The 12,987-nt window shown below is 58.3% G+C and carries 14 protein-coding genes; 9 read left to right on the top strand and 5 right to left on the bottom strand.

All coding sequences use genetic code 11. The features are described 5' to 3' along the window. Positions 1-4: 4 nt before the first annotated feature. On the bottom strand, positions 5-376 hold the full coding sequence (locus tag SIB92_RS14840; RefSeq protein ID WP_412552772.1) for a hypothetical protein: 372 nt from the start codon (positions 374-376) through the stop codon (positions 5-7). A gap of 352 nt (positions 377-728) precedes the next feature. On the opposite strand from SIB92_RS14840, the gene SIB92_RS14845 reads away from it, so the two are divergent. Both SIB92_RS14845 and SIB92_RS14850 read left to right on the top strand, forming a co-directional pair. Next, positions 729-2,309 carry a choice-of-anchor L domain-containing protein gene (locus SIB92_RS14845; RefSeq protein ID WP_412552773.1) on the top strand — a complete coding sequence of 527 codons (1,581 nt, stop codon included), beginning with the start codon at positions 729-731 and terminating at the stop codon, positions 2,307-2,309. Positions 2,310-2,419: 110 nt separating this feature from the next. After that, positions 2,420-3,493: a transporter substrate-binding domain-containing protein gene (locus SIB92_RS14850; RefSeq protein ID WP_412552774.1), complete on the top strand. Its 1,074-nt coding sequence runs from the start codon at positions 2,420-2,422 to the stop codon at positions 3,491-3,493. A 60-nt stretch (positions 3,494-3,553) separates the two neighbouring features. On the opposite strand, the gene dapD is transcribed toward SIB92_RS14850, so the two are convergent. Both dapD and SIB92_RS14860 read right to left on the bottom strand, forming a co-directional pair. After that, entirely contained in the window at positions 3,554-4,381 is an 828-nt protein-coding gene (gene dapD, locus SIB92_RS14855) for a 2,3,4,5-tetrahydropyridine-2,6-dicarboxylate N-succinyltransferase (RefSeq protein WP_294115463.1), read from the bottom strand. 69 nt (positions 4,382-4,450) lie between these two features. Continuing rightward, the gene (locus SIB92_RS14860; protein WP_412552775.1) at positions 4,451-5,383 is read right to left on the bottom strand and encodes a threonine/serine dehydratase; all 933 of its coding nucleotides are present in this window, start codon (positions 5,381-5,383) and stop codon (positions 4,451-4,453) included. A 78-nt stretch (positions 5,384-5,461) separates the two neighbouring features. On the opposite strand from SIB92_RS14860, the gene SIB92_RS14865 reads away from it, so the two are divergent. Next, positions 5,462-6,295, top strand: a complete 834-nt coding sequence (locus SIB92_RS14865; RefSeq protein WP_412552776.1) for an LOG family protein — start codon at positions 5,462-5,464, stop codon at positions 6,293-6,295. An 84-nt stretch (positions 6,296-6,379) separates the two neighbouring features. Here SIB92_RS14865 and SIB92_RS14870 read toward each other — a convergent pair whose 3' ends face one another. Both SIB92_RS14870 and SIB92_RS14875 read right to left on the bottom strand, forming a co-directional pair. After that, on the bottom strand, positions 6,380-6,589 hold the full coding sequence (locus SIB92_RS14870; protein WP_294115457.1) for a hypothetical protein: 210 nt from the start codon (positions 6,587-6,589) through the stop codon (positions 6,380-6,382). 92 nt (positions 6,590-6,681) lie between these two features. Further along, positions 6,682-7,071: a phage holin family protein gene (locus SIB92_RS14875; RefSeq protein ID WP_412552777.1), complete on the bottom strand. Its 390-nt coding sequence runs from the start codon at positions 7,069-7,071 to the stop codon at positions 6,682-6,684. Between the two features lie 386 nt (positions 7,072-7,457). On the opposite strand from SIB92_RS14875, the gene SIB92_RS14880 reads away from it, so the two are divergent. The 6 genes from SIB92_RS14880 (at position 7,458) to SIB92_RS14905 (ending at position 12,949) form a co-directional block, all read left to right on the top strand. Then, positions 7,458-7,910, top strand: a complete 453-nt coding sequence (locus tag SIB92_RS14880; RefSeq protein ID WP_412552778.1) for a c-type cytochrome — start codon at positions 7,458-7,460, stop codon at positions 7,908-7,910. A gap of 21 nt (positions 7,911-7,931) precedes the next feature. After that, complete coding sequence (locus tag SIB92_RS14885) at positions 7,932-9,299, top strand: cbb3-type cytochrome c oxidase subunit I (RefSeq protein ID WP_412552779.1); 1,368 nt, start codon at positions 7,932-7,934, stop codon at positions 9,297-9,299. Between the two features lie 2 nt (positions 9,300-9,301). Continuing rightward, a complete protein-coding gene (locus tag SIB92_RS14890; RefSeq protein ID WP_412552780.1) occupies positions 9,302-10,108 on the top strand; it encodes a CbbQ/NirQ/NorQ/GpvN family protein in 807 nt (268 codons plus the stop codon). Between the two features lie 104 nt (positions 10,109-10,212). Next, complete coding sequence (locus SIB92_RS14895; RefSeq protein ID WP_412552781.1) at positions 10,213-12,156, top strand: nitric oxide reductase activation protein NorD; 1,944 nt, start codon at positions 10,213-10,215, stop codon at positions 12,154-12,156. Continuing rightward, complete coding sequence (locus SIB92_RS14900; protein WP_412552782.1) at positions 12,153-12,689, top strand: cytochrome c oxidase subunit 3; 537 nt, start codon at positions 12,153-12,155, stop codon at positions 12,687-12,689. The genes SIB92_RS14895 and SIB92_RS14900 overlap by 4 nt, the downstream gene beginning before the upstream one ends. After that, positions 12,689-12,949, top strand: a complete 261-nt coding sequence (locus SIB92_RS14905; protein WP_412552783.1) for a cytochrome C oxidase subunit IV family protein — start codon at positions 12,689-12,691, stop codon at positions 12,947-12,949. The genes SIB92_RS14900 and SIB92_RS14905 overlap by 1 nt, the downstream gene beginning before the upstream one ends. Positions 12,950-12,987: the final 38 nt, after the last annotated feature.

A 12,987-nucleotide genomic window follows, 5' to 3' on the forward strand; every position in this document is an offset into this window, starting at 1 on the left:
GCCCTTAGTGTTCCGTGGTCTCGGCGTCTTCAGATTCTTCGCCGTGATAGAAGGGCGTCATCTGCGCCACGACCACGGAGTTCTCGTCCAAGGCGCGTTGCATAAGGCCGCGTTCCTGCCCGTCAATCTCGTGGCCCTGTGCTTCGCGCTCCTCAATCGTGCCATAGCCGGTCACGTCCAGCGGGTTCAAATCCGCTTGCTTGAGGATCGCAACGGTTTCGCGCACCGCTTCAGCTTCGTCCACGCCGCTGGCATAGATCATCAGCGCACCACCGGTGGCTTCGTCCGGCAGACCGTCGCCGTCTTTGCGCCCGACCTGAACGAGCAACGTGTAGACCTGCTGACGGGTCTTCTTCTTTTTCTTGTCCTGGGTCATGCCGGTGCCTTTCTGTTAAACGGGCCTTAGCGCGGCTCACGGCAAGGGGTCAACCGCCCGCCGCAGGTGGTTGGAGCCGCCAAACAACAATGCGCAAAATTTACTTCGATTTTTCAGAGTCTTGAAGGCAGCTGGTTACGATTTGGAAAGGGTTGCATTCCAAACTGTTAGCGCGCAGAACGTGCCCTCTTTCTAATGGTGACTTTCGAATCTCCTATCGGCAATTGATGGGCCGAAGCTGACGCCAGGGCGTAAAATCTGTCCGGCTTTCCAAAGCTTTCGACCACGTTCCCAAAAGAAATCGGGCAGAGACGCCACAGTTATTGTTTGGGAATGCATATAGGGGACCACCATGCCAACCGCATCAGAACTGCCGATTGATAACAGCGCCAGTGCGACGCAGATGGCGGACGCCATGTTTGGCTCCGGCGTTCAGGTATTAGGCGCCAGCTACACCGGACATGCCATGTCTAGCGGGATTTACTCGGATGGTGATTCCGTCGCCCCGGACGCCACACCTTCTGATAGCGGCGTAATCCTTTCCACCGGCTATACCAAAGACTTCACCAACGCTGACGGCGACGTCAACATTAACAGCGACACAACAGGTCAAATGGGCACCGCTGGGGACTCGGATCTGTCTGCTATCGCGGGTGGGGACACCTATGATGCGGCGGTATTCGAGGCCAGCTTCATCCCGGATGGTGACACGCTGACCATGCAGATTGTGTTCTCCTCCGAAGAATATCTGGAATGGATCGACAGCGGCTACAACGACGCGGTTGGCATCTGGGTGAACGGCGAGAAGGCCGTCCTATCCATCGGCGATGGCGACGTCACGGTCGACAACATCAACAACGAAGACAACGCGAACCTCTACATCAACAACCCGGCCAACGGCGAGGCCGTGAACAGCGAGATGGACGGGTTGACGGTCACGCTCACCGTTAAGGCACCTGTTAATCCGAGCGAGGTCAACACCATCAAAATTGGCATCGCGGACACCGGTGACGATGAATATGACTCCAACCTGCTTATCGCTGGCGACTCCATCCAATGTGCTCTGGTGGCGCAGGACGACGAATACGAGATCGGCGCCAACGCCACCAAAACCGTGGACGTGCTGGCCAATGACACCGCGCCGAATGGCACCACGATGACCATCACCAAGATCAACGGTCAGGAGGTCAGCGCGGGGGATTCGGTAACGCTGAACACTGGCGAAGTGGTCACACTCAACCCCGACGGCACGTTATCGATCCAAACCGATGGCGATTTGGGCAGCGAGGCCTTCACCTATGAGGTTGAGGATTCCGACGGCAACACCGATACCGGCTTTGTGAAGGTCACAACCACCACGGCGCCGTGTTTTGTTGCCGGGACCGAAATTGTCACTCAAAGCGGCCTGAAGAAGGTCGAGGCGCTGATGCCGGGAGATATGATTCTGACCCGCGATAACGGTTTCCAGCCGCTGTTGTGGATTGGCACCACCACGCGTCAGGCGACAGGGTGTGATGCCCCGATCCGGCTCGCCAAGAATGCCCTGGGCAACCACGAGGCGGTGGAGTTTTCGCCCAATCACCGCATCCTGATCAAATCGTCCCAGGCGGCGATGCTGTTTGGCGAATCCGAGGTGCTGGTGAAAGCCAAAGACCTAGTGAATGGCGACACCATCACGGTGCGCGAGGATCATGGGCCGGTGACCTATGTACATATCCTGTTTGACCGCCACGAGATTGTGCGGGCCAATGGATTGGACAGCGAAAGCTACCATCCCGGTCAGGAAACGCTCGACAGTTTTGATGCCGAAACCCGCGATGAAATCCTGCGACTCATGCCCAATTCTGACGCGCTGATGGGCTATGGCTTTGGGCCGTCTGCCCGCGTGTCATTGCGCAAATATGAGGCCGAGGCCCTCATGGCGGCGGCATAAGGGTCAAAAAGTCCCAATTAGAGCCAAATAACCCTAGGTAAACTTCGGAGCGTGGTTGACCGGCTCAAGCTGTGCGCGATAGGGGGAGCCAAGCAACTTCGGTACTTACTATGCGCTTCCTCCCCGCAGTCCTGATCTCTATCGCCTCCCTCCTGTCATGGGTGTCCGCCGCCTCTGCGCAGTCGGCGGAGACGTTGACCTTTGCCACCGTGGACCGGCCACCCTTTGTCTTCCTGGATGACAACACGCCGCGCGGCTTCAGCGTGGACCTGATGCGGGCCATTGGCGAAGACCTCGGCAAAGAGATCACTTTCGCCCCACAGGACAGCTTCCCCGACATGTTAAGCGCGGTGGAAGCGGGCACAGTAGATGGTGCCATTGCCAATATTTCGATCACCGCATCTCGCGAAACGGTGATGGATTTCAGCCAACCAATTTTTGAGAGCGGCATTCAGATCCTGTTGCCATCCGAGCCCGGCAGTCTGGCGCGGATTGGCGGGCTGCTGACCCGCGAAATCCTCACCGCCATCATGGTGGCTTTGGGGATGCTGTTTGGCGGCGGCATGTTGATGTGGTTGTTCGAACGCCGGCATCAGCCCTATTTTGACCGCCCTGCCAAAGATGCGTTGTTCCCGTCTTTCTGGTGGGCACTCAATCTGGTGGTGAATGGCGGCTTTGAAGAGCGTATGCCTTTGTCCCGCCCGGGCCGGTTCTTTGCGGTGATCCTGGTGGTCTCCAGCTTGTTTGTGGTCTCGGTCTTTGTTGCGACGATCACCGCCGCTGTGACCGTTGAGGCGTTGCAAGATTCTGTGGACAGCATCAATGATCTGGATGGACGCAAAGTCGGCTCTGTGCGCGGCTCCACCTCTGCCCAGTTTCTGACCACACGTGACATCCGCTTCCGCGACTTTGACACGCCGCATGAGGTGCTGGCGGCGTTTCAAGATGGGGACATCGACTCCGTTGTGTTTGACGGGCCGATCCTTGCCTATTTTGCCACCAATGATGGCCGCAATGAATCCCGTCTGATTGAACGGGTATATCGCCCTGAAAACTACGGCATTGCCCTGCCAACGGGCAGCCCGTGGCGGGAAGAGATTGACCAGTCGCTTCTGAAACTGCGCGAAGATGGTACCTATGACGCGTTGTTGGAGCATTGGTTTGGCGCAACCTTCCGGCGGTAACCCAAACAAAAAGGCCAGCCCCATTGGGACTGGCCTTGGTCTTTGTAACTTCGCGCAGTCTTAGTCGCGCAACAGCTCGTTGATACCGGTCTTGGAGCGGGTCTTCTCGTCCACGCGCTTCACGATCACCGCGCAGTAGAGGTTCACACCGTTCTTGGAGGGCATGGAGCCTGCAACAACCACGGAGTAGGGCGGCACTTCGCCGTACATCACTTCGCCGGTTTCGCGGTCCACAATCTTGGTGGACTGGCCGATGAACACGCCCATGCCCAGCACAGAGCCTTCGCGGACGATACAGCCTTCAACAACCTCAGAGCGCGCGCCGATGAAGCAGTTGTCTTCAATGATGGTTGGACCTGCCTGCATGGGCTCCAGAACGCCACCGATGCCCACACCACCGGAGAGGTGTACGTTTTTGCCGATCTGGGCGCAGGAGCCAACAGTGGCCCAGGTGTCGACCATGGTGCCCTCATCCACATAAGCGCCGAGGTTCACAAAAGACGGCATCAGCACCACGCCGGGGGCAACATAGGCGGATTTACGAACAACGCAGTTTGGCACGGCGCGGAAACCGGCGTCCTGCCACTGCTTCTCGCCCCAGCCTTTGAATTTGCTATCGACCTTGTCCCACCAGCCGGACCCCTGTGGGCCGCCGTCCTGGATTTCCATGTCCTTGATGCGGAAGCCCAGCAACACGGCCTTTTTGGCCCACTGGTTCACGTGCCAGTCGCCATTTTCCAGTTTCTCGGCCACACGCAGGCTGCCGCTGTCCAGCGCGTGCAGCGTGGACTCAATTGCGTCGCGGGTTTCGCCAGTGGTGGCGGAGGTGATGGTGTCGCGCGCGTCCCACGCGGCTTCGATGGCTTGTTCCAGTTGGGCATTCGACATGTTTAAGGCTCCGGATGTCTTGGAATTTGGGGTGTTCTAACGGGATAGAGCGCGGGCGTCACGCGCTCATTATGTCGCTTGTTCAAACGGGTCCGGCGCAATGTTGGCGCCACAGACCAAAACGGCAACTTTTTCGCCCGGTTCGGGCACGTAGGCGCCGGATGTCAGCGCGGCCAAAGCGGTAGCCCCAGCGGGTTCCACAAGTTGCCGGCGTTCCTGCCACAAGGCCTGTTGCGCTTGGGTAATGGCCTCGTCCGTAACCAATACAGACTCCGCGCCGGTGGAGACTGCGAGGTCAAAACAAATCTGGCCAATGCGCTTGGCGCCCAGCGCGTTGGCCGCCACGCCTGACACGTCCACGTCTACAGGCTCACCAGCCTTTAAGGCCGCATTGAGGGCGCAGGATGTTTCCGGCTCCACCGCGATCACCCGGCGGCGACCGTCAAACCAGGCCATTGATCCGCCGATCAACCCGCCGCCGCCCACAGCAATAATCACCGTGTCCGCGTCCAGCCCCTGCTCTTCCCACTCCAGCGCCACGGTGCCTTGGCCGCCCACAGTACCTAACGCGTCATAGGCGTGGATCTGCATCGCGCCGGTGTCTGCCTCATAAGCCAGCGCCTGTTCCAGCGCGTCAGAATAGGCACCAGGCACCACCTCAAGGTCAGCGCCAGCATCTCGGATCAACGCGACTTTGGCGGGACCGGCCATTTCCGGCACATAGATGCGGGCTTTGTGACCGAGTTTATGGGCCGCGTAGGCCACCGCAGCCCCATGGTTCCCACCCGATGCGGCCACGAGTCCGGCGGCAGGGACGTCTGATGACAACAACGTGTTGAACGCGCCACGGGCTTTAAAGGTGCCGGTGTGTTGCATCTGCTCCAGCTTCATCTGCACCGGGAAATCCAGACCAAAGCCGCTCTCCACAGTTACCACCGGGGTGCGCAGCACATGCCCTTTGATCCGCTCTGCCGCCGCTGCGATTTCCGCGCTCCAGTCCATTTTCACATCCCTGTCACTGGTTTTGTTTCCGCGAACCCTATAGGCAAAAGAAAAACGCGCAAGCAAGGACGAGTAACGATGAAAGATGATCGCCGCCACCCTCTGTCAGATGCCCATTCTGACCGTCAATCCGCCTCCCAGGTACCGGACACGCCGCAAACCCGTGCGCCGTCCTACCGGCTGGCCTTTGCGGATGAAGACTTCCTGTGCCGTCCGGAGCTGCGCCCGGTGCGTTTGCAGCTGGAATTGCTCAAGCCTGAATTGGCGCTGGATGAGCATGAGATTGAAAGCACCGTGGTGCTGTTTGGTGGCGCGCGTATCCCGGAGCCGTCCAAGAAAGACACCGCCCGCACCGAAACGCTGGCGGAACTGTCGCGGTTTTATGATGAGACCCGCAAATTCGCGAAGCTGGTGACCGAAGCCAGTGACGGAAAGAAGAACGTGATTGTCACCGGCGGCGGCCCTGGTGTGATGGAAGCCGGGAACCGGGGGGCCTTGGACGCGGGCGGACGCTCGATTGGCCTCAACATCGTGTTGCCGCACGAGCAAGCGCCAAATGAATTTGTGACGCCGGAGCTGTGCTTCAACTTCCACTACTTTGCGATCCGCAAGATGCACTTCCTGATGCGCGCCAATGCGATCTGTGTGTTCCCGGGTGGCTTTGGCACTTTGGATGAGCTGTTTGAATCGCTGACGCTGATTCAGACCGGTCGCATGCAGCGGGTGCCGTTCCTGCTATTTGGCAAAGACTTCTGGCAGAAGATCATCAACTGGGACGCACTGTCGGATGCGGGCACAATCTCGGCCGAAGACCTCGATCTGTTCCAGTTTGTGGAGACCGCAGAAGAGGCGGTTGAGGTGCTCAATAACTGGCAGGATTATTCCCGTCGGGATCAAATCCCGGGCCGTTAGAGCCTTTTTAATGCAAGGCGTCCCGGCCAAAGCCGGGGCGCTGCCTTGAATTACTCAAGTGATCGTTACAGGTACCAGGTCCACTTAGTGGAAATGTGCAGGAAGCACGCCAATTTCGGTCCCTTGGGGCAGTTTGGTCACAACCTGTGCGCCCGCCACGTCTTTGATTGCATAGCCGTAGCCTGCCAGACGGAATTTCCATTCCCGTGTGCTCAGCGAGTTGTGCTTCTCGCGTGTCAGGATGTCCAGTACAGGCGCGTCGATCATTGCGCCGCCGATATCTGCATGTGCCATGTGTCAGTTCCCTTCTGATTGTTTACAGAATGGAAACTGACCGTTGATCGGGGCGCAATTGGCGCTCAATTGTGGAAAGTTTTAGGCAAACTTTACGTGTGTGCTTTTGGTTTGGCGAGCGAGGGCAGGAGATACTTGGGCACAAGCACGCCCGCAATCAACGCACCCAACCAGACAATGAGCGTCGCCGCCAGCAAGTTCGGGATGCCACCAATCTCAAAACCACTCACCAACATCTCGGTAATCAACAGACCCGCAAAGGTTACAACCAACGAAATCCCGCCGAGCAACTCAGGCATCTTCTTTTCCGAAATCTTGCGGATCACCGGCAAAAGCAAAACCGACACAGCAGTGAAAACAAACACCACAATCACCATCGCGAAGAAACTCATGTTAAAGCCTTCGAGAAGGATTGTTGCCAACATAAGACCAACGGCATTGGCAATCAAATGGGCCGCGGCAGAGAGAACAAAACGGGGCATGATGCGCCTTTCCTGATAGAAATCTCCGTAAGCTTACCCTGATTTTTGCGTCACAATCTATGGCCTTATGAACGGGCCTCAAACCGGCGCGTTGCGGGTGCCAACCTGGCAACGAATCCCCGTTTTCGAAGAGCACAGGCCCGGCTTTTGTTCGTTTCGCACCGCCCCGGAGGCCGCGCCAAATAAGGTATCTCACATGCCGGTTTTGAAGCCCAAACCCAACCTAAGATACTGACATATAAAGATTTACCAAGGCCAAAGAGGTATAAAACCCTCGCCATCGCCCAAGCCTACTTTGGAAATCTAGGTACCCCTTAACAATTGTCAATCGTCTGGCCGAGGCAAGGCTCTATCCCCAAAAATGGATAACTGAGCTGGAGGCCGATATGCGAGAAGTCATGACCAAGACCATGGCACGAAACGTGTTCTATGGCGGCTCGCTGTTCTTCATTGTGGTCTTTTTGATCTTATCGGCGCATTCGGTGCGGTACGTGGTTACCGAGTCGACTGCACATGCCGAACTGACGGACAGCGTAGCCCGTGGCAAACATGTGTGGGAAAAACACGCATGTATCAACTGCCACACATTGATGGGGGAAGGTGCCTACTTCGCCCCGGAACTACAAAATGTGATGGCCCGGTGGGGCGTAGACGACGATCCTGAAACCGCTTTTGAAATCATGAAAGCGTGGATGGAGTCTCAACCAACCGGCATCGAAGGGCGTCGTCAGATGCCGCAATTCCACCTGAGCGACGACGAGATTCGTGACCTGACTGATTTCTTCATTTGGGTGAACGGGATCGATGCGCAGGGGTGGCCGCCCAACGAGGCGGGCTAAGGCCGGACGAGGAGACAAGAGATGAAATATCAAACTCAAAAAATTGCCTACTGGTACTTCCTGGCGGCCATGATTTTGTTCGCTGTGCAAGTCACCGGGGGCCTGATCGCGGGCTGGATTTACGTCAACCCGAACTTCATGTCCGAACTGCTGCCGTTCAACGTCATCCGGATGCTGCACACCAACTCACTGATTGTGTGGTTGCTGCTGGGCTTCTTTGGCGCGGCCTATTTCCTGATCCCGGAAGAATCCGAGCGGGAAATTCACTCACCCACATTGGCCTACCTGCAACTGGCGATCCTGCTTCTGGGCACGCTGGGTGTGGTTGTGACCTATGTCTTTGACCTGTTCCAGGGCAACTGGCTGTTGGGCAAAGAAGGTCGTGAGTTCATCGAACAACCAAAGTGGGTTAAGGCAGGCATCGTCGTTGCGGCGCTGATCTTCCTCTACAACGTTTCGATGACTGTGCTGAAGGGTCGTAAGACCGCGATCACCAACGTGCTGCTTTTGGGCCTCTGGGGTCTGGCGCTGCTGTTCCTGTTCAGCTTCTACAACCCTGCCAACCTGGCGCTCGACAAAATGTTCTGGTGGTACATCGTGCACCTGTGGGTGGAAGGCACCTGGGAACTGGTGATGGCATCCATCCTCGCCTACCTGCTGCTGAAGCTGACCGGTGTGGACCGTGAGATCATCGAAAAGTGGCTCTACATCATTGTTGCCACCGCGCTGTTCTCCGGCATCCTTGGCACAGGCCACCACTACTACTGGATTGGTCTGCCCGGGTACTGGCAGTGGATCGGCTCGATCTTCTCGTCGCTGGAGGTGATCCCCTTCTTCGCAATGATGAGCTTCAGCTTTGTCATGGTGTGGAAAGGCAAACGTGACCACCCAAACAAAGCCGCGCTGCTGTGGGCATTGGGTGCTGCCACCGTGGCCTTCTTCGGCGCGGGTGTCTGGGGCTTCCTCCACACGCTGCACGGTGTGAACTACTACACCCACGGCACACAGATCACCGCGGCCCACGGTCACCTGGCCTTCTACGGCGCCTATGTGGCGGTGAACCTGGCGATCTTCACCTATGCCTTCCCAATCCTGACCAACCGCGACCCCTACAATCAGGTGCTCAACATGGCGAGCTTCTGGCTGATGACCGGCGGTATGGCGTTCATGACCTTCGTCCTGACCTTTGCGGGCACTGTGCAAACACACCTGCAGCGCGTCATGGGTGAGAACTTCATGGACATCCAGGAAGGTCTGAACCTGTTCTACCTCATGCGTTGGGGATCGGGTCTGGCGGTTGTGATTGGCGCCATCCTGTTCATCTACGCGCAACTTGCACCGCGCAAAGAGATCATCTCCCGCGATGCAGCAGAAACAGAAGGAGCCTGATAATGGCTGCCCTGCATAAGAACACGGAGGGGGCGCAAGCCCCCTTCTACTCACCCGTTTCCGATGAATGTGATGTCTTTGAAGCTGCGGAACGCCACGGGCTGCCGCTGCTTCTGAAGGGGCCTACGGGCTGCGGCAAGACTCGCTTTGTCGCCCATATGGCCGCCAAACTTGGTCGTCCTCTTTATACCATTGCTTGCCACGATGACCTCTCGGCCGCTGACCTTGTGGGCCGCTACCTGCTGAAAGGTGGGGAGACCGTTTGGGTCGATGGGCCGCTCACACGCGCCGTGCGCGAAGGGGCGATCTGTTACCTGGATGAGGTGGTCGAAGCCCGCAAAGACGTGACCGTTGTGTTGCACCCGCTCACAGATGACCGTCGCATCCTGCCGTTGGACAAAACCGGCGAAGAAATCGAGGCGGCACCGGGCTTCATGCTCGTGGCCAGTTACAACCCGGGGTATCAGAACATCCTGAAGACCCTGAAACCCTCCACCCGTCAGCGTTTCCTGTCGATCGATTTCGACTTCCCGTCCCAAGACCGGGAGATCGACATTGTCGAACGTGAAAGCGGGCTGGATGCCAACCGTGTCACCGCTCTGGTGCGGCTGGCCAACAAACTGCGCGGTCTGAAAGGTCAGGATCTGGAAGAAGGTGTCTCGACCCGCCTTGTGATCTATTGCGCCACGCTGATTGCCGACGGCATGCCCGTTGACCGCGCGATCCGCACCGCAATGATCGAGCCGCTCACCGATGACGAAGACGTCAAACGTGGGCTCATGGATCTGGTCACCGCGATTTACGGTTAAGCGTCCCTCTAGTTGCTTAACCGCCCTCGGCAGCGACCGGCCACCAAATACGGTCGGTCGCTGTTTTTCTTTTCTGGACGCAACCTATTCACCCGAGGTGCCCTATGTCCGATCACGACTTTGATATTTTTGAACCCGAGGAAACCGTCGGTAAGCTGTGGCACAGTTACGCCAGCCGACTGGACGCTCGGGCCACCCATGAAGACGCCGCCGTGGCGCTGGACGATGTGTCCGGCCGGCTAGGTGTTTTCTTTCGTGGGCTAGGCGGCTCCCATGCGGCTGAGATTAAACCAGCGACGATGAAGGTTTCCAACCACCGTCTGTCCTTGCGCCGTACCTTAGGCACCTGGCGGGAACGCGAGGTGCGGCCAAGTTTTGACGGCGAGGCCCTGCGCTTGCCCGAAACCATCGCGGAGTTTCCTTCACAAGAGGCCAACGCGGCGCTCTATTTCTGGCTGGTGGCCTCCGTGGCCCACGCGCCGGCACCGGTGAAAGATGATGATCCGCTGCGCGCCGATCTGCGATCCTTGCAGGCCTCAATCGCGATGACGCAGGCGACGCTCTTGGATTGCCCCGGTCTGCGCGATTTCCACGCCACACTGATTGCCGCCTGCCGCGCTAATCGCCCGAACGACATGTTGCCCCGCCATGAAGCGGCGATGGAGGCGGCGATTGACCATCTGCTGGGTGGCCCGGAGCCGGAGAAGGCGCTGACAAAGGAATATGTGGCTCTAATCCGGCAGAAAGATGCGGACTTGTCCGGTCTGCGTGCGCCGCAAGGCTATCGCCCGTTCCGTCCGATTCCGATGTGGCCGGACCTACGCCCTTTGGCGGAACGTGCAGCGGCGGACCGGCTTCCAGAGAGCGACGAGCAGGGGGAAGGGCCGGGTGAAGAAGCCGAGGGCGCCAAGGCTGCACGGCGCTCGCAAAGTGATCTGGCAGAGCGGCGGGACAGCCTGATCCTGCACAAGTTCGAAGCCATCTTCAGTTGGGTTGAAAGCCTCAACATGAACCGGCGCGTGGAGGATGACGACGAGGACAACGCCCGTCGTGCAGCGGATGACCAGGACGAACTGGCTCTGGGGCAGATTTCCAAGAAAACTGCGACGCGACTGAAGTTCCACCTCGATCTGTCACCGGAAGATGCCGAGCGCGAGCAGCTTTCGGGCAAACACATGTATCCTGAGTGGGACCACCGCCAAGGTGCCTATATCCCCAACCACGCGCGGGTGTTGTCCTCCGTGGCCGAAGAAGTCGAAGCGCTGGAACATGATCCGGCAGCTGAGCGCCGCATTCGCGCAGTGAAACGCCAGTTCGAGGCTTTACGCCCAAAGCGGGTGATCCTGCCGCGCCAGTTGGATGGCGATGAATTGGACTTGGAGGCCGCGATTGCCGCGCAGGTTGAGTTGCGCGCCACAGGCCGGTCCAGTGACCGGGTCTACCGCGCCGCCAAAGTCATGGAGCGTGATCTGGCAATTTCGGTTTTGATGGACATCTCCCGCTCCACCGAATCCGCCATTGGCGACCGCTCAGTGATCGAGGTGGAGCGCGAGGCGCTGACCGCGTTGGCCTGGGGGCTAAATGCTTGTGGCGACGATTTTGCCATAAACTGCTTTTCCTCGCTGAAACGCGATCGGGTCTATGTACAGAGCTGTAAAGACTTTGATGAACCGATGACGTCGCATGTAGAGGCGCGGATTGGCGGCTTGAACCCGGCGTTCTACACGCGCCTTGGGGCAGCAGTGCGCCATGCGGCGACGGAAATGGACGAACGGCCCAACTCGCGGAGGCTGCTGCTGGTGATCACCGACGGCAAGCCAAATGATTTGGACCACTACGAAGGCCGCCACGGCATTGAAGACAGCCGCATGGCCGTGCGCGAGGCACGACGTCGCGGGCACGCGGTGCATGGGGTTGTTGTGGACCAAAAAGGCCAAGGCTGGGTGCAACGCATCTTTGGCACTGACGGCTTCTCAGTGGTGCCAGACCCCACGCGCCTGACCGCCGCGCTGCCGGAAATCTACCGCCAGATCACGGGGGGCGCATGAGCGATCAGACTTCGGTTCTGGACGAGTTGCCCGGAGATCTGATGATCTGGGTGCTCATTGTGTCTGAACTGTTGGTTTTTGGCGCGGGACTTTTGGCGTTTCTGGGCATGCGGGCGATGGACCCGGTTGGCTTTGCCGCCGATCAGGCGCAGCTCAATCGCGTGGCGGGCGCGGCGAACACCATTGTGCTGGTGAGCAGCGGATACTGCGCGGCACGTGCCGTGCATTCGGCGCGCCAAATGCGAGTGTGGCTCTCTGGTGCCATCGCCCTTGGGGTCATGTTTCTGGTCGTGAAGTGGCTCGAATACAGCGCAAAAGCGCAATTGGGCATTGGCGTCGAGACCAGCGATTTTTTCACCTTCTACTACCTGCTCACCGGCTTTCACGCTTTGCATGTGATCGCGGGTTTGGTGATTTTTGGCTTGCTCATGCGCTGGCACACACCGCGCAACCTCGAAGCGGGGGCAGCTTTTTGGCATATGGTGGATCTGATTTGGATCCTGCTGTTCCCCATCATCTATCTGGTGCACTGATGACCACAATCTTGACCCGCGCTTGGCTGCTGTTGATCATCCTGTCGACCACAACAACCGCGTTTGCCGGGGTCCTGCCAGAGGCTGGCCCGGTGTTCGTTGTAATGGTTCTGGTTCTTGCCGGACTAAAGGCGCAGGTCGTTTTGTCCGATTACCTCGGCCTGAGGGATGCCCCCACTTTCCAGCGCGGCTTTGCGTTGATCCTCGTTGGATTTCTAGGCCTGTCCCTGCTGCTGTACGCCCTGCCGTTTGCAATGTGAGGCCGCTTGACCATGGTCAAACACCGCGGAAAGCCGAC

This window comes from Shimia sp. MIT1388 (genome assembly GCF_047124445.1).
Classification (GTDB): Bacteria; Pseudomonadota; Alphaproteobacteria; order Rhodobacterales; family Rhodobacteraceae; genus Shimia.